This window comes from Pseudomonas sp. RC4D1 (genome assembly GCF_018390395.1).
Taxonomy (GTDB): Bacteria; Pseudomonadota; Gammaproteobacteria; order Pseudomonadales; family Pseudomonadaceae; genus Aquipseudomonas; species Aquipseudomonas danubii.
In genome coordinates this window covers 124367-149090 of sequence record NZ_JAHBAW010000001.1, presented here as the reverse complement: position 1 = coordinate 149090, position 24724 = coordinate 124367, and the positions used below count along the sequence as shown (strand labels likewise).

Here is a 24724-nt window from a genome sequence, read left to right as displayed (position 1 = left end):
TGAAAATGGGGGGCAGGCCGGCAAATTGATGATGCATTGAACAGGCAAAAAGACGATTCCTGTAGTATAACTACAAGCTTGCTACATCCCCGGCGTCAGCCAATAACAATGAGTCCAGCCCTTTGAACCTGTTGCAGCACATCGCCCAGTCACGTCATTTGTTACGCAAATCGGAACTCAAGGTCGCCGATCACGTGCTCCTTGATCCTGCGGCCGTGATGCACAGTTCCATGGCGGACCTGGCCCACAGCGTGGGCATCAGCGAACCGACCATCGTGCGTTTCTGTCGGGCCATCGGTTGCTCCGGTTTTCAGGACTTGAAGCTCAAGTTGGCCCAGAGCCTTGCCGCCGGTGCCAGCTTTGGCCAGTTCGCGATCCATGAAGACGATTCTGTCGCTGACTACAGCCTGAAGATCTTCGACACCACCCTGCACACCCTGATGGAAGTTCGCGAGAAGCTCGATCCGGTGGCCCTGCAGCAGGCGGTGACGGCCATGTCCCAGGCCCAGCGCGTGGAGTTCTATGGCTTTGGCGCTTCCGGCGCGGTGGCGGCGGATGCCCAGCACAAGTTCTTCCGCCTGCTGCTGACTGCGGCGGCCTATTCCGACCCACACATGCAGGCGATGTCGGCGGTGACCTTGAAGCCTACCGACGTGGCCATCTGTATTTCCCAGTCCGGGCGCTCCAAAGACCTGCTGATCACCGCCAATCTGGTGCGTGAAAGCGGCGCCTCGCTGATCACCCTGTGTCCGAGCCAGACGCCGTTGGCCGAGCTGTCCACGGTCAACCTGGCCATCGATGTGCACGAAGACACCGAGATCTATACCCCGCTGACCTCGCGTATCGCCCACCTGGTGGTGATCGACGTGCTGGCCATGGGCGTGGCCATGGCCCGCGGGCCGAGCCTGGTGAACCACCTCAAGAGCGTCAAGCGCAGCCTTCGCAGCCTGCGTCTGTCGCCCAAGTCGGTCAAAGCCCTGGACGATTGAGTCTGGAGAGGGGCGAATGTTCATCGTCCTGTAACCGACCCGCCGCCAAACCGTAACCGCCGACGTCCATCGTGAAGCTCCCGTACTCGCATTGGGAGACTCGAAATGGCCCGGCCTTACGAAGAGAGCAACAGCGCAGTCAAGACCCGTCGTCAGCAGGAAGACCAGCGCCGCATGGAATTTCGTCGTGCGATCGAACACCGCTTCGAGCTGCGTCAGTTGCAGCAGCAAATCAACGATTACCCCGAGCTTGAGGCCGTCAATTACTGGCAGGCGGCACCCGCGGCTTCCCGTCGAAGCGTTCAACCAGCCCGCTGATCTGCACGCGTTCGCTGCGGATGAATCCCAGGAACGCATGCGCTACCGGTGACAGGCGTTTGGCTTTGGCCTGTACCAGGCACCAGCTGCGAAGCAATGGCAGCTCTTCGACCGGCAACTCGATCAAACCGCCGGTCGCCAACTCAAGGTTCAGGGCGTGGCGCGTCAGCAAGGCCACGCCCAGACCCGCCCGCACACATTCACGCTGAGCTTCCGCCGACGACACTTCGAGGATCTGGGTGAAGTGCACGCGCTTCTCCTTGAAGTACTCCTCGCAGGCCAGGCGCGTGCCCGAGCCCGGCTCGCGCAGCACCAGGGTGTAGGGCTCCAGGTCCTGCAGGCGCAGCGGACCCATGTGGCTCAGGGGATGATCCGGCGGCGCCACGGCGACGATGGGGTTGTTGAGGAAGGGCAGGAACTCCAGCTCCATGTCCTGGGGCACCATGGACATGATCACCAGGTCATCACGGTTGTCCGAGAGGCGGCGGATTACCTGGGCGCGGTTGACCACCGTCAGTTGCAAGTGCACTTCCGGATGCTGGCGCTTGAAGGCGGCAAACAGGTGCGGGACGAAGTACTTGGCGCTGGATTCCACCGCCAGCTTGAGCTGGCCCTGCAGCGAGCCCTGCATGTCCGAGAGCTGCATATCGAGGTTTTCCAGGCGCCCGAAGATGTCCCGGCTGGCCCGTTGCACGGCCTCGGCGGCTTCGGTCATGTAGAGCTTCTTGCCCACGTAATCGAACAGCGGCTGGCCGATCAGCTCCTCCAGCTGACGGATCTGCAGGCTGACCGCGGGCTGGGTGAGATTCATTTCATCGGCGGCGCGGCTGTAGGAGCGTAGATCGCAGACTTCATTGAAAATCTGCAACTGACGTAATGTCAGTCTCATCAAGGACTTACGCATTTTTCAGTGCTCGCGCCAAGGGCTGGTAGCACAACTATAAGTCTTTACTTATGGCCAACCCAATAATTATTGATTTTTGTTAATCCCTCTGCAGAGCTAGTGTGACGCGGCGACTGACTTGAAACATCTGGTCACGCGCCGACTCGGTCTAGCGGGTCGTTTGTTCCAACGGCTCAAGGGAACCTCCAAGTGATAAAAAAGATCCTGATCGCCAACCGTGGTGAGATCGCCGTACGAATCGTGCGTGCCTGCGCCGAGATGGGCATCCGTTCGGTAGCGATCTTCTCCGACGCTGATCGCCATGCCCTGCATGTAAAGCGTGCGGATGAGGCCCACAGCATTGGCGCCGAGCCGCTGGCCGGCTACCTGAACCCCCGCAAACTGGTGAACCTGGCGGTGGAAACCGGCTGTGATGCCTTGCACCCCGGCTATGGTTTCCTTTCGGAAAACGCCGAACTGGCGGACATCTGCGCCGAACGTGGAATCAAATTCATTGGCCCGTCGGCGGAAGTCATCCGCCGCATGGGAGACAAGACTGAAGCCCGCCGCAGCATGATCAAGGCCGGCGTGCCGGTGACCCCAGGCACCGAAGGCAACGTCGCGGATATCCACGAAGCCCTGACTGAAGGCGACCGCATCGGCTACCCGGTGATGCTCAAGGCCACCTCCGGTGGTGGCGGCCGCGGCATCCGTCGTTGCAACAGCCGTGAAGAGCTGGAGCAGGCGTTCCCCCGAGTGATTTCCGAAGCCACCAAGGCTTTCGGTTCGGCGGAAGTGTTCCTGGAAAAGTGCATCGTCAATCCCAAGCACATCGAAGCGCAGATCCTCGGCGACAGCTTTGGCAACGTGGTGCACCTGTTCGAGCGCGACTGCTCGATCCAGCGCCGCAACCAGAAGCTCATCGAGATCGCCCCGAGCCCGCAACTGACCCCGGAACAGCGCGCCTACATCGGCGACCTGTCGGTGCGCGCGGCCAAGGCCGTGGGCTACGAGAACGCCGGCACCGTGGAGTTCCTGCTCGCCGAGGGCGAGGTGTACTTCATGGAGATGAACACCCGGGTGCAGGTGGAACACACCATCACCGAGGAAATCACCGGCATCGACATCGTCCGCGAGCAGATCCGCATCGCCTCGGGCCTGCCACTGTCGGTGAAGCAGGAAGACATCCACCACCGTGGTTTCGCCCTGCAGTTCCGGATCAACGCCGAGGACCCGAAGAACAACTTCCTCCCCAGCTTCGGCAAGATCACCCGTTACTACGCCCCCGGCGGCCCCGGCGTGCGCACCGACACGGCGATCTACACCGGCTACACCATTCCGCCGTTCTACGACTCCATGTGCCTGAAGCTGGTGGTCTGGGCCCTGACCTGGGAAGAAGCGATGGACCGTGGCCTGCGCGCCCTCGACGACATGCGTCTGCAAGGGGTCAAGACCACCGCCGCCTACTACCAGGAAATCCTGCGTAACCCGGAATTCCGTAGCGGCCAGTTCAATACCAGCTTCGTTGAAAGCCATCCGGAACTGACCAACTACTCGATCAAGCGCAAACCCGAAGAGCTGGCCCTGGCCATCGCCGCCGCCATCGCCGCCCACGCAGGCCTGTGAGGAATAAAACAATGTCCAAGAAGATTCATGTAACCGACACCATCCTGCGCGACGCCCACCAATCGCTGCTGGCGACCCGCATGCGCACCGAAGACATGCTGCCGATCTGCGACAAGCTCGACAAAGTCGGCTACTGGTCCCTGGAAGTCTGGGGCGGCGCGACCTTCGACGCCTGCGTGCGCTTCCTCAAGGAAGACCCCTGGGAGCGCCTGCGCCAACTGCGCGCGGCGCTGCCCAACACTCGCCTGCAAATGCTCCTGCGCGGGCAGAACCTGCTGGGCTATCGCCACTACAGCGATGACGTGGTCAAAGCCTTCGTGGCCAAGGCCGCGGTCAATGGCATCGACGTGTTCCGCATCTTCGACGCGATGAACGACGTACGTAACCTGCGGGTGGCGATCGAAGCGGTGAAAGCCGCCGGCAAGCACGCCCAGGGCACCATTGCCTACACCACCAGCCCGGTGCACACCATCGAGGCCTTCGTGGCCCAGGCCAAGCAGATGGAAGCCATGGGCTGCGACTCCATCGCCATCAAGGACATGGCCGGCCTGCTGACCCCTTATGCCACCGGCGAGCTGGTCAAGGCGCTGAAGGCCGAGCTGTCGCTGCCGGTGTTCATCCACTCCCACGACACCGCCGGCCTGGCTGCCATGTGCCAGCTCAAGGCCATCGAGAACGGCGCCGACCATATCGACACCGCCATCTCCAGCTTCGCCTGGGGCACCAGTCACCCGGGCACCGAGTCGATGGTTGCGGCCCTTAAAGGCAGCGAGTTCGACACCGGCCTGGACCTGGAGCTGCTGCAAGAGATCGGCCTGTACTTCTACGCCGTGCGCAAGAAGTACCACCAGTTCGAAAGCGAGTTCACCGCGGTCGACACCCGGGTACAAGTCAACCAAGTGCCGGGCGGGATGATTTCCAACCTGGCCAACCAGTTGAAAGAGCAGGGCGCGCTGAACCGCATGGGCGAAGTGCTGGCTGAGATCCCGAGGGTGCGTCACGACCTGGGCTACCCGCCGCTGGTGACCCCGACCTCGCAGATCGTCGGCACCCAGGCGTTCTTCAACGTCCTGGCCGGCGAGCGCTACAAGACCATCACCAACGAAGTGAAGCTCTACCTGCAAGGCGGCTACGGCAAGGCCCCGGGTCAGGTGGACGAAAACCTGCGGCGCCAGGCCATCGGCAGCGAGGATGTGATCGATGTGCGTCCGGCCGACCTGCTGAAACCGGAAATGACCAAGCTGCGCGGCGAAATCGGTGCCCTGGCCCATTCCGAAGAAGACGTACTGACCTACGCCATGTTCCCGGACATCGGACGCAAGTTCCTCGAAGAGCGTGAGGCCGGCACCCTGGTTCCGGAAGCGTTGCTGCCGATCCCCGAAGCCGGTGGCGTCAGCAAGCCGGGCGGTGAAGGCGTGCCTACCGAGTTCGTCATCGACGTCCACGGCGAAACCTACCGCGTCGACATCACTGGCGTCGGGGTCAAGGCCGAAGGCAAGCGCCACTTCTACCTGTCCATCGACGGCATGCCGGAAGAAGTGGTGTTCGAGCCACTCAACGAGTTCGTCGGCGGCGGCACCAGCAAGCGCAAACAGGCCAGCGCCCCGGGCCATGTCAGCACCACCATGCCGGGCAACATCGTCGATGTGCTGGTCAAGGAAGGCGACGTGGTCAAGGAAGGTCAGGCGGTGCTGATCACCGAAGCCATGAAGATGGAAACCGAAGTCCAGGCGGCCGTCGCCGGCAAGGTCGTGGCGATTCACGTGGCCAAGGGCGACCGGGTCAACCCGGGCGAAATCCTCATCGAAATCGAGGGCTGAATTCAGGCCCTCATCTGCAACGGTTTACCTCGGGGGAGCTACGGCTCCCCTTTTTTTTGCTTTTATGAAGTGTCTTTTAATGCACTTTATGGGAGGAATATTTTATTGAAATGCATTTTGATGCACTTATAGGCATATTGGCTTTGAAAAACTGCAATATAATGCACGGATGATTGAAGCGGAACGTCTCTTGAAGTGCAGCAAATGACAGGTACCCCAATGCTCCGGCTGACGTTGCAGCTCTACGGCGCAGGGGCGTGGGCCGATGCCATGACCCTGAGTTTCGACAACCCTGAAGAGGGCTTTGCCAGCCCTTGCAGCTTTGGTTATGTCCCGCAGTATCTGGTGGACAACCTGGACGCTGTTGCCAGCCCGCTGGGCCGCTCGGTCAGTGCACAGATACCTTTGGGGTGGGAGCCCTGGCGAGAGGACCGGGCTCCGGCCTTTCTTTATGACCTGATCGCAACGCCGGCGGCGCGCAGCTTTTTGCTCCGGCAGATCTGCCATGAGCGGCCCGATGGCATGGGCAGCGAGTTGTTCCTCCTGGCCCGAAGCACTGCGGCGCCCATTGGCCATCTGCGGATCAAGGAGTCCCTGGCGGGGTTGCACAGGCGTCCGGCCCTGGGCTTCACGCGGGAACAGGTGGTGACCCTGGATAACCGTTTTCTTGAATACGCCCATGAGCAGGCGGCGGCTTTTGGTGGCACGGCGAGCATCGGCGACGAAGCGCCCAAGCTGTTGCTGACAGAAAACCGCGAGGGCTTGTTGTACCCCGATGCGCTGCTCGATGACGCTTGTGCAGCGCGTCACTGGTGGGTGAAGTTCCCCCGTCACCCGGCTTCGCCGAATGCCTGCGACATCCTCAGAAGCGAGTTCCATTACTACCGGGCGCTGCAGCAGCTGGATATCGAGACCTTCCCGGCGTCTGGGCTGGCGCTGGAAGAGGGGCGGCGGCCAAGCCTGTGGATGCAGCGTTTTGACCGTCGGCTAACGCCCGCCGGAGTCGAGTGCCTGGCGGTGGAGTCGATCTACTCCCTGGCCGGGCTGGTGGGCCATGGCCAAGGCATGCGCCATACCGAAGTGCTGGGGATCCTCGCCGAACTGTGGCGCGCCACCGGCCAGGAGGCGTTGATCCCCGAACTGGTGGCGGACTACCTGCGGCGCGATCTGCTCAACAGGATCCTCGGCAACACGGACAATCATGGCCGCACGCTTGCGGTGGTTCGCACGGATACAGAGGTGCGCCTGGCCCCGATCCATGACCTGGCGCCCAAGGTCATGGATGACCAGGGGATTGCCCGCACCACCAAATGGCCCGGACGCATGGAAGTAGCCGGTGACGTCGACTGGCGCCTGGTGTGTGCCAGCCTCAAGCCGCTGCTCGATCCCGAGGCCGCCCTGACGCGCCTGCGCGCAGATGCCGAACACCTGCGGGCCCTGCCGGACCTGTTGAGTGCCGGCGGCCTGCCCGAAGCCACCTTCAATCATCCGCGCATTCACCTGCGCCACCTGGACCGACGCCTGCAGGAGTGGGGATTGCGATGAGCATGACGCTGGAAGAACGCGGGGCCTTGATCGACCACATCCAGCAGGAGCTGGCGGGCGGTCGCTTGTCGCTTGGCGACGCGGTCAAGCGCCTGCGCACTGAAGTCACGGGGCTGCATCAGAGCCAGTTTGCCCGTATGTGCCGGATTTCCCTGCGCACCCTGATCCACATCGAACACGGTGACGGCAACCCGACCCTCAAGTCATTGAACGCGGTGTTCAAGCCGTTCGGCTTGCAGATGGGGGTGGTGAAGGTGCAGAAGACCAGCCGCGCCCGTTCGCTGCTCGATGAACTTGAGCGCTCGGCAAGAAGCCCGGGTATTCCCGGGCCTTCGACGCTTGCCTGAGCCTTAGCCGCGCTTGGCGTAGCCTTTGCCGTAATGCTTTTCCATCCGTGCCTGGATCAGTTCCAGGCCGATGGACAGCAGCCAGTAGATCAGCGCCGCGGTGCTGAGCATTTCAATGTAGCGGTAGCTGGAGCGGCCGTAGGACTGGGCCAGGAACATCACTTCCCAGACGCCCATCACCGAGATCAGCGACGAGTCCTTGAGCATCGAGATGAACTGGTTGGTGGCCGGCGGAATGATGGTGCGCATGGCCTGTGGCAGGGTCACCTGCCAGAAGATCACGCTGTCGCTCATGCCCAGGGCCAGGGCCGCCTGGCGTTGGCCGTGGGGCACGCCAAGGATGCCGGCACGGAAAATCTCGCTGAGGTAGGCGCCGTAGTTCAGCGACAGGGCGATGATCCCGGCGGTAATGGCGCCCGGCACCACCCCCAGTTGCGGCAGGCCGAGGTAGATCAGCAGGATCTGGATCAGCAGCGGCGTGCCGCGAAAGAACGAGGCATAGAAGCTGGCGATGCCGAAGGCCACGGCGCTGGAAGACAGGCGGGCCAGGGCGGTGACAAAGCCCAGCAGCGACGAGGCGACGATGGAGCAGGCGCAGAGGAACAGGGTCAGCGCCGCGCCCTGGAGAAAGCCGCTGGGGGACAGGTGCAGGCCCAGCAGGTTCGGCAGCTTGTCGAGGATGATCGAGAACTTCAGGTCGAAGCTCAGGAAGAAGCTGGCGAACAGCACCAGCAGCGCCGCCCAGGTCAGGTACAGACGAGTGCGAAAGCCCAGCAGACGCTTGAGCAGCGGTTCAGCCACCGGTTGCGGTGGCTGAGGCGGTGGCGTGTAGGCAGTCATTGGCTGATATCGGCGCCGATCCATTTCTGCGACAGCTTGCTCAGGGTGCCGTCCTGCTTCAACTGGGCGAAGACTTCACGCACCTTGGCGTTCCACTGGGCATCGCCTTTCTCGATGGCCACCGAGTTGGGCTCGGCGTACAAGGCCTCGCCGGCCAGCTTGAAGCGCGCATCCTGGGTCAGCCGCGGTTGCGCGGTGACCAGGTTGGTGAGGATCGCATCCAGGCGCACGCCCGGGCCCAGGCCGAGGTCCTGGAAGGCCACGTTGTCGGTGTCGTAGGGGGCGATCTGTACGTTCTCGAAGGGATATTGCAGGTGGGTGTCCTCGGCGCCTTCGATCACCAGGTTCTTGTTCAGGTAGCTCTCGTAGCTGGAGGCGGCGGTCAGGCCGACCTTCTTGTCGCTCAGGTCCTTGGCGCTGTGGATACGATCATCCTTGGCGTTGACCACAATCACCGCCGGCGAGGCGTAGTACTGCACCGGGAAGTCGAAGACTTCGGCGCGGGCCTTGCTCGGGGTCATGGAGCAGATGCAGATGTCGTAGCGTCCGCTCCAACGTCCCGCGGCGATCACATCCCAAGACGGGGTTTCCAGGCGCAGCTTGACGCCGAGCTTGTCGGCCACGGCCTTGGCCACGTCGACGTCGAAGCCGTCCAGCTGGTTCTGGTCATTGAGGAACGAGAAGGGCGGGTAGCTTTCCATCAGCACTCCGACCAGCTCCTTTTTCTGCTCGATACGCTCCAGGGTGGCGCCGGCGAAGGCTTGGGAAGAGGCGGTAAGCAGGGTCAGGCCGAGGGCCAGCAGCGGTTTGAAATTCATCGGAATCCTGACTGAAAAAGAGTTGTTATTAACCGAATGGTGCGTATTTAATAGTTATAAGAACGACTCCGGTAGTGAGTTATTTTCATAAGCATATGAGTAAAAAGCATATGGGCGCAGGTAGCACGGTAATTCTGGATGGCGGTATGGGTCGTGAGTTGCAGCGCCGTGGTGCGCCGTTCCGGCAGCCCGAGTGGTCGGCCCTGGCGTTGAGCGAGGACCCCCAGGCGGTGGAGGCGGTGCATGCGGCCTATATCGCCAGCGGTTCCAACGTGATCACCAGCAACAGCTACGCCGTGGTGCCTTTCCACATCGGTGAAGAGCGTTTTGCCGCCGAAGGCCAGGCCCTGGCGGCCCTGGCCGGTGAGCTGGCGCGCCGCGCAGTAGAGGCCTCCGGCAAGCCGGTGCGGGTGGCGGGTTCGTTGCCGCCGCTGTTCGGTTCCTATCGCCCGGACCTGTTCGATGCGTCCCGGGTCGAGGAAGTGCTGAGCCCACTGGTTAAAGGGCTGGCGCCTTTCGTGGACCTGTGGCTCGCAGAAACCCAAAGCTCGATCGCCGAGGCGCGGGCCATCCACGCCGGACTGCCCAAGGACGGCAAGCCGTTCTGGCTGTCCTTCACCCTCAAGGACGAAGAGGTCGATGAAGTGCCGCGCCTGCGTTCCGGCGAGCCGGTGGCTGAAGCGGCGGCGGTGGCGGCGCAGTTGGGCGTGCAGACCCTGCTGTTCAACTGCAGCCAGCCGGAAGTGATTGGTGCGGCGGTGGATGCCGCTCGCGAGACCTTCGAGCGCCTGGGGGTGCAGATCCATATCGGCGTGTACGCCAACGCCTTCCCGCCGCAGCCCGAGGATGCCACCGCCAACGACGGCCTGTGCCCCCTGCGGGAAGACCTGGACCCGCCGGGTTATCTGCAATGGGTGGCGGACTGGCACCAGCGCGGTGCCAGCCATGTCGGCGGGTGCTGCGGCATTGGGCCTGAGCATATTGCGGTATTGGCGCAGAACCTGGATTGAGCTTTTTGCCGGCCTGCGGAACTCTGTGGTTCAGCGGCAACAGTTTACATCGAGGGGGGCAAGGCCCTCCTCTCTATGCCTCTTAATACGCCGCGATCATCGTGCAGTATTGAGTTTGGCCATCTGAGACTGAGCTAAGACTTGCCCAAGATCGACTCGTAAGAGCAGCTCAAAAACGCATTTGCCACTGGCCTGTCCAGCCATGGTTGCGACTGTTGCTGCCTAGTTCGCCGTTGTAGCCGAAACTCAAAGAGTTGCGTGCAGAAAGCCCGATATCTAACCCCGCTTCCAACCTTAGGCTATCACGGTCCAGGGCACTGCCCTCGACCTTGAATGCACTCCCACCTATGACGAATGCCTGAAGCGTATCGCTTTCCAGTTCGCCATAGGTATGACGCCATCCGAAGCTGGCGCGAGGCGTCAGACTAATACCGTTCTTCAGCTGGTTGAGTTGGGCCAGACGTACTCCGAAGGTGCTGTTGAAGTTGTCCTGGTTCTGTTCATGCACGGCCAGTGCCGCCGCGCCGCCTTTTTCGGTGTAGCGATTACGGTGATAGCGCTGGTAGCCCAGGCTGGCAAAAGGTTCGATATTGAGGTGACCTCTGCCCAGGGTGTAACTGAGTTCGGCGAATGCCTGTTGGCTGTTGGCGTCGTAGCTGCCTTTTGGTCGGTCACTGAAATTGTCGAACTCGACGCTGCGTTTGTTATCGCCATCGTGGTGGCTGTATGACGCTCCCAGGCGTATCGCCAGGGGGCCGTCTTGGCGCATGGCATAGGCACCTACATGCCAGCTGTGTAGTTTTCCGTCGATGTCGTGGTTGTTCAGATTGGTCTTCGAGTATCCGCCCACGACACCCAGACGCCAGAGCGACGACAGCGACCAATCCACTCCCAGCACGCTGCCGCTGGTGCGCTGCTCGAGGCCTGGGTTGCCGTGTTTGCCGTCGAGCCTGCCGTAACCGCCCAGTGCTTGCAGCCACACGCGACCGCGGGCGTTTGGATCGTTCAAGTTGCGCGCGCTTTCGGGGACATCAGTGGCGGCGAGAATTGGGGTCTGTTCAGGGGCGAGTCCCACCAGCAGGCTGGAGCCGCCGCCGGCCTGTTGCATGGCTGCGAGCATGCTGGCGCCTACCAGGGAACTGGCGCTTAGAGTGGCAATACCGAGGTTGGCATTACCGCTGCCAGCGAGCTTTTCGATGGCCAGTCCGGCGCTGCTTTCCGTAGTGTTGAGCAGCGCGTTATAGAGTCTGTCGTCAGTCGCCCGTGGCATATACCCGGGGCCGAAAATCGGATCCCTACTCCGGCGCCCTCCATAAGTGGACTCAATGGCTTGCGCGGCCCTGGCACCATTGGCCGTGCTGGCGTAGGCGGCGAAACTCACCTCGTTGCTGGTAAGGTTCAGGTCGACTGTATGCGGACCGTAGGCAAGGGTCGTTTTGTAGAAAGCATAATTTGATTCGCCAGCATAAAGGAAGGTACCAGTAATGCTGTCGGCTTCCAGAATCCTATAGGTGCTGTGCCATGGATACAGGTTTTCGGGGTTGCTGTTATAGATCTGTAACGACGATCCTGTGAGGTTGGCGTTTCCCGTGATCCGAGCTGTCCCGTCGCTGCCGTCGGCATTGACGTCGACAATCCAGGTAGAGCCTTTGCCCATGACCAGGTCACCATTGACCTGTGGTCCTCCCAGTCCTGCGCTAGTGTAAAGAGTGCCATTGATCGTCAGATTGTCGACGGTGCCACCACCGCGATATTGCGCATTTTTATCGACCTGTACATTTCCAGCGATGCCGCCCTGGTTGGTCAGCCTCGCGTAATCAAAGACATGGGCTCCTTCGCTGAAATCACCCTCGCCGGTCAATGTCCAGTCACCTCGGCGAACTTCCAGGACCTGGAAGTTGCGGCTTTCGCCGAAACTGCCGGAATCATATTGGTTGTTTTCAGTGTCGCCCATGATCAGGGTGTTGTGACCGCTTCCGCCGTCCACCAGGCCTTCGAAACGGCTACCGGTAAACAGTTGCAAGGTATCGTCGCCGCCGCCCATGTCCAGAGCCAGGCCGTTGCTACCACTGATCAGGCCGCCATTTTTTACTTCATCGGCAAAGTTGCCGACGAACTTCATCCCGAACCCGTCTAGACCTTGAATGATGCCGAAGTTATGTACTCGGATGGCGGAAAATGCCGAACCACCGTTGCCGTCATCAATCAGGATGCCGTTGTTGGCACCACTGATAAGGCTGGGTGGTTTTCCGATGGATCGCGGGTAGGCAGAGTTGAAAATGATGAAGCCGCCACCAGCGGAAATACCTTCGCTGGTGTTGGCTATACCGTATGAGTTCACTCCGCGGGCACTGGTGCCCTGAATCGTGCCCTCGTTCCAGATCCCTGCGCTGTTTTTGATTCTGATGCCGTCACCGTCCGCATTGGCTTGCAAGCCATTGGCGCCACCGCTTATCACACCGCCAAAGTTGTTGCGCACGTCGGCATTGGCTTCGCTGAATACGCCCGCGCCATTACGCCCGGTAATCAAGGTTCTGTTCTCGATCAGGGCATCTTGGCCAACGATCACGCCATACCGACCGCCGGATACAGTACCTCTGTTGTAGACAGTTGCTCTGGAGGCCGAACTCATATCGATGCCGTCGAATTCATCGCCGGAATGTCGAGCATCGCCGGTGGAGATTTCCCCGTAGTTTTCGATACTGCCATTGGAGCCAAGCTTGACCCCGTCATTGAATACCGAGCGGATCAGCCCGGTTTTTTCATTGATGACACTGGCGTAGTTATTTTTACCGCCTGCGGCGCTCAGATCGATGCCGCTGCCGTTAAGTGAACCAATGGTCCCTGAGTTGCTGATGTAGATGTCGCTGCTCACAGAGCCGTCGCTGCGCAGTCGAATGCCATCCTCGACGCCCTGGATCAGGCCGTCTGCATTATTCCGGATCTTGTAGGAGCCCATCCACGTGTTGTTTACGGGAGGACTCAGATTGATCGCTCGGCCCTGGGTGGAAATGATCTGGCCGGAGTTATTGAGGGACTGTTGATTCATGCTGTAGCCGCTATAGAGGTCCAGCGCTGTGTCACTGACAATCACGCTGCCTGTGGCGGAGACAGTAATGGTCTCGCTGTTGCGGACATCCGGTGTTTGGCTGGTGGGGCGGTCTATCAGGGTTTCTGCGCTCTGTGCCTGGGAGATTGGTCCGTTGGCGACGATCAAAGCGATGCTCACTGCAAGATGATGGCGTATGAAGGCCATAGAGAAACTCCTTTTCCAGAGGCTCGCCATCCTCCTATGTAGCGGTTTGGTATTACAAGTGCTCTCAGTCATTCCTTGGGTTATATCGTATCTGTTCGGCTGCGATCTTTTGCCGTGCCTGGATCCGATCCAGGCCGGCGAAAGACTCGGTCATATGCACCTGTAGGCCAGCTTACATGCGGCACTGCGCCAGGCTTTTGAGCTGCCCCGCGCCGCTCTGGTTCTCATCGCTGAGCCATTGTTCGAACCCTTTGGCAATCACCGGCCATTCCCCGTCCAGGATCGAGAACCACGCGGTATCGCGGTTCTGCCCCTTGGCCACCATGTGCTGGCGAAACACCCCCTCGAAGCTGAAACCCAAACGTTCCGCGGCGTAGCGCGAGCGGGCATTGGCGTTGTTGCACTTCCATTCCAGGCGCCGGTAGCCCAAGGCGAAAGCTTCCTTGGCCAGCAGGTACACCGCCTCGGTGCTCTTGGGCGAGCGCTGCATCGGTGCGCCGAAGGTGACGTGGCCGATCTCGATGCGGCCCTGGGCCGGGACGATGGACATCAGGCTGATCAGGCCCTGGGCCTGGCCACTGGCGCGGTCGATCACGGTGAAGAAATACGGGTCACTGGCAAGGGCGTGGTTACCGAGCCAGGCATCGAACGCCGCACGCTCGGGGAAGGGGCCATAAGGCAGGTAGTTCCACAGCACGGGGTCGGCGCCGGGGCCTTGCAGCACCTGGAACAGCTCATCGCCATGGCGCACCGGGTCGAGCCTTTCCAAACGGATGAAACGCCCTTCAAGCAGGGTGGCCGAAGGGGCGGGGACGCCTTTCCAATCGGCGAGAGAAATCGACATGCAGTGGCTCCTTGCGGGTTCAGAGGGGTTTGCGGAACTGGATAAAGCCCGGGCGCTCGGCGATGCGCTCGTAGAGCTGGATGGCCGTGGCATTGGTTTCGTGGGTCAGCCAATGCACCTTGGCGCAGCCGTCCTGTTTCGCCTGGGCGTAGACGAACTCGATCAGCTGCCGGCCGACGCCGGTGCCGCGCTGGTCCGGGGTCACCAGCAGGTCCTGCAGGTAGCAGGAATTCTCGATGCTCCAGTTGGAGCGGTGGTAGATGAAATGCACCAGGCCCACGGCGCGCTCGCCGTCCCAGGCCAGGGCCGCGTGGGTCGGCTCGCGGGCATCGAGGAAGCGCTGCCAGGTGCTCTGGGTCACGGCGTCCGCCAGTTCGGTTTCGTAGAAGCGCAGGTATGCCTGCCACAACGGCAGCCAGGCGGCGTGGTCGGCGGTGGTAACCGGGCGGATCTGGATCTGGCTCATGAAAGCTCCTTTATTGTTCTGGGCGGGCACTCAGCCCATCAGTTGCGACAGGTGTTGGTCACGCGGGTCGGCGCTGGCCGCCAGACCGTCGCGGACCCCGGCAATATCTTCGGCATTGCGGTTCTGGCTGAGCTTGCGCTTGCCCTCCAGGCGCTGGATCGGCAGGGCGAAACCGACAATCGCTTTGAGCATGCCGTCGATGTAGTCGGCCGGGGCATCGGCCACCTTCCACGGTTGCGGGCGACCGGCCTCGTGACGCTCGGTCAGGCCCTCGACCACCTGCAGCAGCCGCTGCGGGTCGGTGAAGACCTCCGGCTGGCCATAGGCGTGCACCGCCACGTAGTTCCAGGTGGGCACCACTTTGCCGTGTTCGGCCTTGCTCGGATAGAACGAAGGGCTGATATAGGCATCCTCGCCCATGAAGATCAGCAACGCTTCGGCGCCACTGGCGAGCTCGGCGCACTGTGGGTTGGCCTTGGCCAAGTGTCCGTAGAGGGTGCCATTGGCCCCCTGTTCGGGGTCCAGCAGCAGTGGCACGTGGCTAGCCTGCAGGCCCATGGCGCCCCAGGTCACCAGGGTCGCCAGGCGGCTGTGCTGGATCACGCCTTGCAGGCGGGGGAGGTCTTCATCGACGAAAGCGCGCGGTAGGTACATGGAAAAAATCCTTGGCGAGTGGCTGCATCCTAGGCAGGCTAATGGTTCGTTGTAAGAGCCATCTTTGGTCTATTTTGTGGGTCCAATCCCTGGGGCGCCTCGATGAACAGTGCTTTGCCTCCGCTGTCTTTCAACCCTGCCGGGATCGAGCTGGATCGCCGCCAGGGCCTCAGCCGCCAGCTGTACCAGGCCCTGCGCCTGCGGGTGCTGGACGGGCGCCTGGCCAGCGGCACGCGCCTGCCGGCCAGCCGTGATCTGGCGGCGGCACTGGGGATTTCCCGCAACAGCGTGGTGCGCGCCTATGACCAGCTGTATGCCGAGGGTTTTATCGAAGGCCGGGTCGGCGATGGCACCTACGTGGCCCAATTGCCAGAAACCCGCTTACCCATCAAAAAACTATCCACAAAAGTATCCACAGGGTTGTCAACAGGCTTACCCACAGGGTTATCCACAAAATCGACCGAAATAACTGGTGATGCATCCAGTAAAGTTATCCACAGCAGTGGTGTGCAGCGCCTGCAAAAGCATCATCTGAGCACGCCACCCAGTGGCCCGCCGCGGGCTTTTCGGGTCGGCGTGCCGGCTTTCGATCTGTTCCCGTTCGAGGTCTGGGCCAAGCTGAATGCGGCTTTCTGGCGCAGGCCGGACCTGCGTCAGCTGTGCTACGGCGATTCCGTTGGCGATTCGCGACTGCGCAGCCTGATCGCCGCCTACTTGCGCAGTGCCCGTGGGCTGCAATGCAGCGCTGAACAAATTGTGATCACCAGTGGCGCGCAACAGGGCATCAGCCTTTGTGCACAGCTGCTGGTGGAGCCCGGCGACAGCGTGGCTGTGGAAAACCCCGGCTATCGGGCGGCCGGTCACGCCTTCGCCGTAGCCGGGGCACAGTTGCAGGGCGTGGCGGTGGATCAGGAGGGCATCGACTGCCGTCAGCTGGAGCAGTTGCCCAACTGCCGCCTGGCCTATGTCACCCCGTCCCACCAGTACCCCACCGGGGTGATCATGAGCCTGGCCCGGCGCCTGGAGCTGCTGGCCTGGGCCGAGCGCAGCGGCGGCTGGATCGTCGAGGACGACTACGACGGCGAGTACCGCTACAGCGGCGCGCCCCTGGCCCCCCTGGCGGCGCTGGACCGGCAGGGGCGGGTGATCTACGTCGGCACCTTCGGCAAGGTGGCGTTCCCGGCCTTGCGCCTGGGTTACCTGGTGCTGCCGCCGAATCTGGTGCAGGCCTTCGCCCAGCGCCGGGCGGTGGACGTGCGCCACTCCGAGGTCAGCACCCAGGCGGTGATGGCCGAGTTCATGGCCGCCGGGCATTTCCAGCGGCATATCCGGCGCATGCGCCGGGCCGCCCTGAGCCGGCGCAATACCTTGCTCGCCGGCTGGCCCGAGGCGATCCCAGGCGTCGGACCGCTGCCCACGGTGGCCGCCGGGTTGCACCTGACAGTGCGCGTGGACAGCCTGGCCCGGGAGCAGCAACTGCTGGAGCAGGCGGCCAGTGTCGATGTCGAGGTTAACGGCTTGAGCACTTACTGGTTGCCGGAAACCCTGTTGCCCGAGGACCAACGGGCTGGGCTGGTGCTGGGCTTCGCCGCGGTGCCTGAGGCCGATATCCAGGCCGCCCTGGGCCGCCTGCGCCAGGCCTGGCGGGTCTGACGGGTTATACTCGCGGCCATTTCCCTGCCCGAGAAGCCTCATGAGCCAGACCCTCCCCGTGGCCCCGCAACGCATGTTCGGCGCCCCCCTGTTCGCCTTGCTGCTACTGGTGGCCGGCGCCCTGTTCCTGCAGACCCAGGTGGGTGCGCGACAGGTGCTGCTGTTGCTGCTGGGTGCCGCCCTGGGGCTGACCCTGTACCACGCCGCCTTCGGTTTCACCTCGGCCTGGCGGGTGTTTATCCGTGATCGGCGCGGTGCTGGCCTGCGCGCGCAGATGGTCATGCTGGCCCTGGCGGTGTTGCTGTTCTTCCCGGCGTTGGGGGCGGGCAGCCTGTTCGGCCAGCCGGTGGTGGGGCTGGTGGCGCCGGCCGGGGTGTCGGTGATCTTCGGTGCCTTCATTTTCGGCATCGGCATGCAACTGGGGGGCGGTTGCGCCTCGGGCACCCTGTTCACCGTCGGCGGCGGCAATGCGCGGATGCTGGTGACCCTGGCGTTCTTCATCTGCGGCTCGCTGATTGCCACCCATCATGTGGACTGGTGGTTTGCCTTGCCGTCGCTGCCACCGATCTCCATCGTCCAGAGCTTCGGCGTCGGCCCGGCCTTGGGCTTGAGCCTGTGCCTGTTCGCGCTGATCGCCTTGCTCACCCAGACCCTGGAAAAACGCCGCTACGGCAGCCTCGAAGCCCCGGTCGCCAGCCAGCACCAAGGCTGGCGCCGACTGTTGCGCGGTCCCTGGCCGCTGGTCTGGGGCGCGGTGGCCCTGGCGTTGCTCAACTTCGCCACCCTGGCCCTGGCCGGGCGCCCATGGGGCATCACCTCGGCCTTTGCCCTGTGGGGCGCGAAAGTCGCCAGCGGCTTGGGCGTAGACGTGAGCAGTTGGGTGTTCTGGCAAGGCGCGGCGAACGCCAAGGCCCTGGCCGCCCCGGTGTGGCAGGACATCACCAGCGTCATGGACATCGGCATCGTCCTGGGGGCCTTGCTGGCAGCAGGACTGGCGGGACGTTTTGCCCCCAACCTGAGAATCCCCACCCGTTCCCTGGTGGCGGCGGTGATTGGCGGGCTGCTGCTGGGCTACGGCTCGCGCCTGGCCTATGGCTGCAACATCGGCGCCTACTTCAGCGGCATCGCCTCCGGCAGCCTGCATGGCTGGCTGTGGCTGGTGGCGGCCTTTATCGGCAACGGCGTCGGCGTGCGCCTGCGCCCCTGGTTCTTCGCCGAAGAGCGCACGCCCCAAGGCCTCACGGGCTGCTAAACGCCGCGGTGCAGGAGCCGGCTTGCCGGCGCAGCAGACAGCGCGGTCTATCACTGACCGCGCGCCCATCGTCCGCCGGATCAGGTCCCGGACTTGATCTTGGTCCAGGCCCGGGTCCGCGCCCGCTCTGCATCACGGGGCAGCGGCTGCAGGGTATACAGGGTGCTCATCGCCGCTTCCGTCGGATACAGGTTGGGGTTGTTGCGGATCGAAGGGTCCACCAGTCCGGTAGCGTCCTTGTTCGGGTTCGGGTAACCGACAAAGTCGCTGACCGGGGCGATCACCTGAGGTTGCAGCAGGTAGTTGATGAAGGTGTAGGCATCTTCCGGGTTCTTGGCGCCTTTAGGGACCGCCAGCATGTCGAACCAGATCGGCGCGCCTTCCTTGGGCAGACGCATGTCCACGGTCACGCCGTTCTTGGCTTCCTTGGCGCGGTTGGCGGCCTGGGAGAAGCTCCCCGAGTAGCCCACCGCCACGCAGATATCGCCATTGGCGATGTCGGCCATGTACTTGGACGAGTGGAAGTAGGTGATGTACGGCCGGATCTTCATCAGCAGCGCCTCAGCCTTCTCGTAGTCCGCCGGCTTCTTGCTGTTGGGGGCCAGGCCCAGGTGCTGCAGGGCCAGGGGCAGGATTTCCGAAGGCGAATCCAGCAGGGCCACGCCGCACTGCTTGAGCTTGCTGATGTTCTCTTCCTTGAAGATCAGGTCCCAACTGTCCACCGGCGCCTTGTCGCCCAGGGCGGCCTTGACCTTGTCCGGGTTGAAGCCGATCAGGATGGTGCCGTACATGTAGGGCACGGCGAACTGGTTGCCCGGGTCGTTGGCCTCGATCAGCTTCATCAGCTTGGGGTCCAGGTGGTTCCAGTTGGGCAGCTTGCTGCGGTCCAGGGGCTGGAACACCCCGGCCTCGATCTGCTTGGCCAGGAACACGTTGGACGGCACCACCACGTCATACCCGGAGTTGCCGGTCAGCAGCTTGGCTTCCAGGGCTTCGTTGGTGTCGAAGATGTCGTAGACCAGCTTCACCTGGCTGTTCTGCGCCTTGAAATCTTCCAGGGCCTTGGGGGTGATGTAGTCGAACCAGTTGTACACCCGCAGCGTGCGCTCCTCGGCGTGGGCGGCGGTGCCCAGCAGGCTGGCGCACAGGGCGGGAACCATTAAGCGTTTGAGTCTTTGCATGATGCGAGTCCCTCACTGGGCGCTTTGAAAACCTTCGAGAACGTTCACGGCGTTGATGCCGATTTCCTCTACCGCGTAACCGCCTTCCATGACGAACAGCGTCGGCTTGCCGAGGGCGGCGATGCGCTTGCCCATGGCCAGGTAATCCGGGCTGTCGAGTTTGAATTGCGAGATCGGGTCGTCCTTGAAGGTGTCCACGCCCAGGGACACCACGATGATGTCGGCGTCATAGCTGTGGATCTCGTTGCAGGCCTGCTCCAGGGCTGCGCTCCACTCATCCCAGCCGCTACCGGCGGCCAGCGGGTAGTTGAAGTTGAAACCTTCCCCGGCGCCTTCGCCGCTTTCGTCGGCATAGCCCAGGAAGAACGGGAACTCGGCTTCCGGGTGGCCGTGGATCGAGGTGAAGAGCACGTCGCTGCGCGCGTAGAAGATCGACTGGGTGCCGTTGCCGTGGTGGTAGTCGACGTCGAGGATCGCGACTTTCTTGTGGCCCTGGTCGAGGAAGGCCTGGGCGGCGATGGCCGCGTTGTTCAGGTAGCAGTAGCCGCCCATCAGGTCGCTGGCGGCGTGGTGTCCTGGTGGCCGGCACAGGGCAAAGGCACTGCGGGCGCCGCGCTGGATCACCGCCTGGGCGGTGAGGGCCACTTGCGCTGCGCTGTAGGCCGCCTGCCAGGTGCCGGCGGTGATCGGCGCGCCGCCGTCGAAGCTGTAGTAGCCGAGCTGGCCATGGAGGCTGGTGGGAATCACGCTGCGCAGGGTGCGCGCCGGCCAGGTGTAGGGCAGCAGGTCGCCGTCGATGCCCTGTGCCGCCCAGCGCTCCCAGGCGCCTTTGAAGAAGTCCAGGTAGGCCCGGCTGTGGACGCGTTCGATGGGCCCCAGGCCGAAGTCCTTGGGCGCCTCTACCGGGCCAAGGTTGCGGTACTTCACCCGGTCCAGCACATGGTCGGCCCGGGAAGGCATTTCAAAGCAGGGCATCAATTGCCCGTCGATAAGTTCACAACGGCCGTGGTGCAGGTGGTGATCGTCCGAGTAGATCGTCAGCATTTTCTTGTTCTCCGCAGGCTGATTCGGTGGATCACAGTCTTGCGGGGCGCGGGGTTTCGGAGAACGGCAGGAGCGGCCAAAAGGGGATTGATCTGGCCAAAGTGTTTGACCGAAATTCGCCCCTTAAAGAGGCAGGGCGCCCCGTTGCGGGGCGCCGTCCGGTTCAACTGGCGGGCGGGGTGGGAACGAAACGCTGCAGCACCTTGAGCATGTCCTCGCGTTTTTTCCGGGCGATGGCTTCCAGCAACAGCGCGTAGCCCTTTTTCTCGCAGCGCTGGCCGACATTGGGATCGGCGCCTTTTTCCAGCAGCAGGGTGAACAGGTCCAGGGTGTCCCGTTGGCTGACGTAGGGCGCCTTGTCGTCGGCGGAGGTCTTGTCGGCCACCAGGGTCAGCAGGCTCTCGCCGACGGGCTGGTTGTAGCAGGTGCCACGGCCGTAGCTCAGGTTGAGGTTGGCACCAGCGGCTATCAGTTGTCGCACGGCCTCGTAGTTGTTGCCCGAGAACGCCCGATACAGCGCGGTTTCACCATCGTCGGTTCTGCGCCGGTCGAGGTTTTGCGGGTGTTGCAGCAGCCAAGTGAAGCCTTGCAGGCTGCGCTTGTTCTCGGCCATCTGCATCAGGGGCGTCTGGCCCTGGCTGTCCGGCTCGTCGATGGCGACACCGGCCTCGATGAGGAACTTCAGGCGCCCGCCCTGGCTCAGGTCGGGGCTGTCGCCCAGGTCGCGGCGCATGGCCAGGGTCGCCAGGGTGGTCCAGTTGTACAGGCCGCTGGTGTGGGCGCCGTGCTCCAGCAGCAGCCGGGCGATGTCCAGGCGCGGGGCGTCCAGGGCATGCAGCAAGGCGCTGCGACCATCGTCGGCCATGACCTCGCCGCTGATGCCACTGGCCAGCAGGCGCTGCACTTCGGCCAGGTCGCCGGCATCCACCGCGTCCACCAGCGGCCAGAAGGCCTGGCAGTCCCGGGGGTTGGCGGCGTTCAGGCCCAAGCGCTGCAGGACCCGGGGCGGGATGCTCATCTGGCGCTTCAGGCGCAGGCCGCAATACACCCGGTAACCCTCGATGGCCCGGCCCTGGTGGATGTTGTCCTGCGTGCGTTGTTGGTAGATCGCCCAGTCCAGGTCCGCCAGGTTGAGGTAGGTCGGCATGCGCCCGGGGTCACGGCGCAACACTTCCTTGAGCCAGGGGCGGGCGGTTCTCAGCTGTCCGGCTTCGCTGGTCCAGTAGGCGATGTCGTTGAGCAGGCCGGCGTATTCACGGCGCTCGGTGGCGATGCTGCGAAAGTCATGGGTGACGAAGAAGTCCTCCACCTGGTTGATGCCCGGTTGCTTGTCCTTGGCGGTGCGCAGTTGTTCGTGCAGCGCGCGGAACGCTTTCCAGATGCTGTCCGGGTTCGAGGCTGGCGCTGGCACAAAGGCGTTGACGATGATCGGCCCGCTACCTTGGGTGAAAGGGCGGAACCACGGCGGGAATGTCTCCAGGGCCTGCAGCCATTGCTGCCCGGTTTCCTCGCTGATGGGTTGCAGCGGGGTGAACTCCATCTGGGTCAGGTCCCGGCGGTGACTGATCGCCAGCAGCGGGCGCTGCGGATCGCGCTGGTCGATCAGCAGGTAGCGTCGGCTGAGTTGCCAATCGCTGGGCTCCTGGCACTTGAAGTCGAGCGAGGTCAGGGTGATGCCGGTGTCCAGGGTATTGCTCGTGGGCCAGTTGTCGGCGACTGGCACCGGATACTCCGGGGCCGCACAGGCCCGCAGTTCTTCGGGGCTGAACAGGGCCATGGGCGGCGATTTGTAGACCCGCTGCTGGTACTTCAGGTCCTGATAGGCGTTGAGGTAGAACAGCCCGCGGTACTGGCTCAGGACGATCCGCGCCGGCACTCGCTCCCGGCCCGGCACGGGGAATGGCTTGAGCTGCAGGGTGGCGGTTTCCGGGTAGTCGATGACGAAGTGGCGAGCCATTCCCGACCATTTGATCGCGCCCAGGTCCAGGTCGAAGGCCTGGGTGGCGGGTGCGCCAGCCAGCAGCGCCAGTGCCAGGCCAAGCCCGCGAATGCCGATGCGCCGGGCGATGGCGCCTGAGAATAGCTTCAACGTTGCAGTCCCTTGCCGGTAGAAAGCTCGGCAATGTAATGCAATCGGCGCCGTTGTGCCGGGCTTTGTTTCAGGGGCTCAGCGGGTTCGGCGCCACGCCTCAAAGGCGAAACGCCGTCGCCGGCGGTGGCGGCGCAAAGCCTTGCAGCACCTTGAGCATGTCGTCGCGCTTGCGCCGGGCCATGATCTCCAGCAGCCAGGTGTAGCCGTTGTTCTTGCAGTAGCGGCCGACGTTGGGGTCGGCGCCTTTTTCCAGCAGCAGGGTGAACATGTCCAGGCTCTGTTGCTGGCTGACCCAGGGATTGATGACCTCGGGCGAGCCCTGTTCGGCGACGATCATCAGCAGGCTTTGGCGAACCGGCTGCTGTGCGCAGAAACCGCGGCCGTAGCTCAGGTTGAGGTTGGCACCGGCCTCTATCAGTTCTCTGGCAGCGGCGTAGTTGCCGCCCTTGAGCGCCAGGAACAGTGCGGTTTCGCCGTCTGGCCCGCTGCGCTTGTCGAGGTCTTGCGGGTGTTGCAGCAGCCAGTTGAAGCGCTCGATGTCGTCGCGTTCCTTGGCCATGGCCTGCAGCGCGGTGCCGCCCTGGGCATCCTGCTCATCGATGGCGGCACCGGCTTGCAGCAGGAAGTTCAGGCGCTTGGCCTGGTTCAGGTCGGGGTTGTCCTTGAGGTCGCGGCGCATGGCCAGGACCACCTGGGTGCGGCCGTTGTACTGACCCTGTGGACGGGCGCCATGGGCCAGCAACAGCCGGGCGATGTCCAGGTCGGGTTTATCCAGGGCGTGCAACAGCGCCGGGCGCCCATCGGCGGCGATCACGTCGCCGCTCAGGCCGTTCTCCAGCAGGCGCCGGACTTCGCCCGCGTCACCCTGGTCCACCGCCGTCACCAGCGGCCAGGCGCTTTGGCAGGCCGGTTCGCTGGGTGCCTCAAGGCCCAGGCGCTGGGTGACCCTGGCGGGGACCCCAAGCTGGCGTTGCAGGCGCAGTCCGCAATACAGCCGATAGTTCTCCATGGCCCGGCCCCGGTGCCGGGTGTCTGCGGGCTGCTGTTGGTACAGGCGCCAATCCAGGTCCGCCAGATTGAGGTAGGTCGGCATGCGCCCTGGGTCGCGACGCAGCACGTACGCCAGCCACGGTCGGGCGCTCTGCAACTGGCCGGCCTCGGTGGCCCAATAGGCGATGTCGTTGAGCAGGCCCGGGTAGGTACTGCGCTCGGGGGCGATCGCGCGAAAGTCATGACGGCTGAAGAACTCTTCCACCCGGGCGATGCCCGGAGCCTTGTCTTTGGCATCGCGCAATTGCGTGTGCAGCTGGCGAAATTCTGTCCAGATCTGCTCCGCGCTGGGCGGCGGCGCATAGGGCTTGACGTGCAGCTGGCCGCTGCTGGCGTCAAAGGGTTCCAGCAGCTTCGGGTACTTCTGCAGGGCTTGCAGCCATTGCTGCTGCAGTTCGGGGCTGATCGGTTGCTGCGGGGTGAAGTCGATCTGTGCCTCGCCCTGACGCTGACCGATGGCCAGCAGCGGCCGCTGGGGATCGCGGCTGTCCACCAGCAGATAGCGATTGCTCAACTCCCAGCCTGGGCTCTGGCAGTCGAAACTCAGTTTGGTCAGGCTCAGGGCGGATGCCAGCTGCTTGCTCGACGGCCAGTTGTCCGTGGCTCCAACGGGTCGCTGCTCGGGCACGCAGGCCTGTAGTTCCTGGGCGTTGAACAGCGGCAGGGGCGGCGACTTGTAGACCCGCTGCCGGTACTGCCCATCCGCATAGCCATTGAGATAGAACAGGCCGTGGTATTGGCTGAGGATCACCCGTGCCGGCGCTTGGGCCAGCCCGGGCAGGGGAAAGGGTTCGAGTTGCAGCGTGGCGGTTTCCGGGTCGTCCAGAAGGATGCTGCTCTGCAACTCCCACCAGCGGATCTTCGACAGCTCGAAGGCCTGGGCGACGGGGCCGCCCGTCAGCAGCGTCAGTGCCAGACACAGCCCGCGAATACCGATGCGCCGGGCGATGGCGCCTGTGATTAGGTTCAAGCTTGCAGTCCCTTGCCGGTGTCAAAGGTCGGCAATGTAATGCAATCCGCAGCTTTATGCCGGGGT

19 protein-coding genes and 1 pseudogene are annotated in these 24724 nt (G+C 63.1%); 9 read left to right on the top strand and 11 right to left on the bottom strand.

Going from position 1 to position 24724, the window contains the following annotated elements:
* Positions 1–122 precede the first annotated feature (122 nt).
* Positions 123–989 carry a transcriptional regulator HexR gene (gene hexR, locus KHO49_RS00670; RefSeq protein ID WP_011064325.1) on the top strand — a complete coding sequence of 289 codons (867 nt, stop codon included), beginning with the start codon at positions 123–125 and terminating at the stop codon, positions 987–989.
* 105 nt (positions 990–1094) lie between these two features.
* The gene (locus KHO49_RS30975; protein WP_081002137.1) at positions 1095–1307 is read left to right on the top strand and encodes a PA3496 family putative envelope integrity protein; all 213 of its coding nucleotides are present in this window, start codon (positions 1095–1097) and stop codon (positions 1305–1307) included.
* Here KHO49_RS30975 and KHO49_RS00665 read toward each other — a convergent pair.
* Positions 1249–2211 (bottom strand): LysR family transcriptional regulator, encoded by a 963-nt coding sequence (locus KHO49_RS00665; RefSeq protein ID WP_213664470.1) that lies wholly within the window; start codon positions 2209–2211, stop codon positions 1249–1251. The genes KHO49_RS30975 and KHO49_RS00665 overlap by 59 nt on opposite strands.
* 189 nt (positions 2212–2400) lie before the next feature.
* On the opposite strand from KHO49_RS00665, the gene KHO49_RS00660 reads away from it, so the two are divergent.
* The 4 genes and pseudogenes from KHO49_RS00660 to KHO49_RS00645 all read left to right on the top strand — a co-directional run.
* On the top strand, positions 2401–3816 hold the full coding sequence (locus KHO49_RS00660; protein WP_025131542.1) for an acetyl-CoA carboxylase biotin carboxylase subunit: 1416 nt from the start codon (positions 2401–2403) through the stop codon (positions 3814–3816).
* A gap of 11 nt (positions 3817–3827) precedes the next feature.
* Positions 3828–5636, top strand: a complete 1809-nt coding sequence (oadA, locus tag KHO49_RS00655; RefSeq protein ID WP_102862366.1) for a sodium-extruding oxaloacetate decarboxylase subunit alpha — start codon at positions 3828–3830, stop codon at positions 5634–5636.
* A 270-nt stretch (positions 5637–5906) separates the two neighbouring features.
* Positions 5907–7181: a HipA domain-containing protein gene (locus tag KHO49_RS00650; protein ID WP_213665241.1), complete on the top strand. Its 1275-nt coding sequence runs from the start codon at positions 5907–5909 to the stop codon at positions 7179–7181.
* Positions 7178–7444, top strand: a pseudogene (locus tag KHO49_RS00645) (helix-turn-helix domain-containing protein); the annotation flags it as partial. The gene KHO49_RS00650 and the pseudogene KHO49_RS00645, both read left to right, overlap by 4 nt.
* An 87-nt stretch (positions 7445–7531) precedes the next feature.
* Here KHO49_RS00645 and KHO49_RS00640 read toward each other — a convergent pair.
* Positions 7532–8368, bottom strand: coding sequence for an amino acid ABC transporter permease (locus KHO49_RS00640; RefSeq protein ID WP_102862364.1), 837 nt, complete (start codon positions 8366–8368; stop codon positions 7532–7534).
* On the bottom strand, positions 8365–9186 hold the full coding sequence (locus tag KHO49_RS00635; RefSeq protein WP_102881355.1) for an ABC transporter substrate-binding protein: 822 nt from the start codon (positions 9184–9186) through the stop codon (positions 8365–8367). The genes KHO49_RS00640 and KHO49_RS00635 overlap by 4 nt, the downstream gene beginning before the upstream one ends.
* 110 nt (positions 9187–9296) lie before the next feature.
* Between KHO49_RS00635 and KHO49_RS00630 the strand changes: the two genes are divergently transcribed.
* Positions 9297–10196: a homocysteine S-methyltransferase family protein gene (locus KHO49_RS00630; protein WP_213664469.1), complete on the top strand. Its 900-nt coding sequence runs from the start codon at positions 9297–9299 to the stop codon at positions 10194–10196.
* Between the two features lie 169 nt (positions 10197–10365).
* Here KHO49_RS00630 and KHO49_RS00625 read toward each other — a convergent pair whose 3' ends face one another.
* The 4 genes from KHO49_RS00625 to KHO49_RS00610 form a co-directional block, all read right to left on the bottom strand.
* Positions 10366–13452 (bottom strand): autotransporter family protein, encoded by a 3087-nt coding sequence (locus KHO49_RS00625; protein WP_213664468.1) that lies wholly within the window; start codon positions 13450–13452, stop codon positions 10366–10368.
* A gap of 172 nt (positions 13453–13624) precedes the next feature.
* Positions 13625–14296, bottom strand: a complete 672-nt coding sequence (locus KHO49_RS00620) for a GNAT family N-acetyltransferase (RefSeq protein ID WP_213664467.1) — start codon at positions 14294–14296, stop codon at positions 13625–13627.
* Positions 14297–14315: 19 nt separating this feature from the next.
* On the bottom strand, positions 14316–14762 hold the full coding sequence (locus KHO49_RS00615; protein WP_102881351.1) for a GNAT family N-acetyltransferase: 447 nt from the start codon (positions 14760–14762) through the stop codon (positions 14316–14318).
* Between the two features lie 30 nt (positions 14763–14792).
* Positions 14793–15416 (bottom strand): FMN-binding negative transcriptional regulator, encoded by a 624-nt coding sequence (locus tag KHO49_RS00610; RefSeq protein ID WP_213664466.1) that lies wholly within the window; start codon positions 15414–15416, stop codon positions 14793–14795.
* A 102-nt stretch (positions 15417–15518) separates the two neighbouring features.
* On the opposite strand from KHO49_RS00610, the gene pdxR reads away from it, so the two are divergent.
* Positions 15519–17069, top strand: coding sequence for a MocR-like pyridoxine biosynthesis transcription factor PdxR (pdxR, locus tag KHO49_RS00605; RefSeq protein ID WP_213664465.1), 1551 nt, complete (start codon positions 15519–15521; stop codon positions 17067–17069).
* Between the two features lie 40 nt (positions 17070–17109).
* Positions 17110–18321, top strand: a complete 1212-nt coding sequence (locus tag KHO49_RS00600; protein ID WP_213664464.1) for a YeeE/YedE family protein — start codon at positions 17110–17112, stop codon at positions 18319–18321.
* Between the two features lie 80 nt (positions 18322–18401).
* On the opposite strand, the gene KHO49_RS00595 is transcribed toward KHO49_RS00600, so the two are convergent.
* From KHO49_RS00595 to KHO49_RS00580, 4 genes are all read right to left on the bottom strand, one after another.
* Positions 18402–19502: a polyamine ABC transporter substrate-binding protein gene (locus tag KHO49_RS00595; RefSeq protein WP_213664463.1), complete on the bottom strand. Its 1101-nt coding sequence runs from the start codon at positions 19500–19502 to the stop codon at positions 18402–18404.
* Between the two features lie 12 nt (positions 19503–19514).
* Positions 19515–20546, bottom strand: coding sequence for a histone deacetylase family protein (locus KHO49_RS00590; RefSeq protein WP_102881346.1), 1032 nt, complete (start codon positions 20544–20546; stop codon positions 19515–19517).
* 163 nt (positions 20547–20709) lie between these two features.
* The gene (locus tag KHO49_RS00585; protein ID WP_213664462.1) at positions 20710–22635 is read right to left on the bottom strand and encodes an ankyrin repeat domain-containing protein; all 1926 of its coding nucleotides are present in this window, start codon (positions 22633–22635) and stop codon (positions 20710–20712) included.
* A 100-nt stretch (positions 22636–22735) separates the two neighbouring features.
* Entirely contained in the window at positions 22736–24658 is a 1923-nt protein-coding gene (locus tag KHO49_RS00580; RefSeq protein ID WP_249735450.1) for an ankyrin repeat domain-containing protein, read from the bottom strand.
* Positions 24659–24724: the final 66 nt, after the last annotated feature.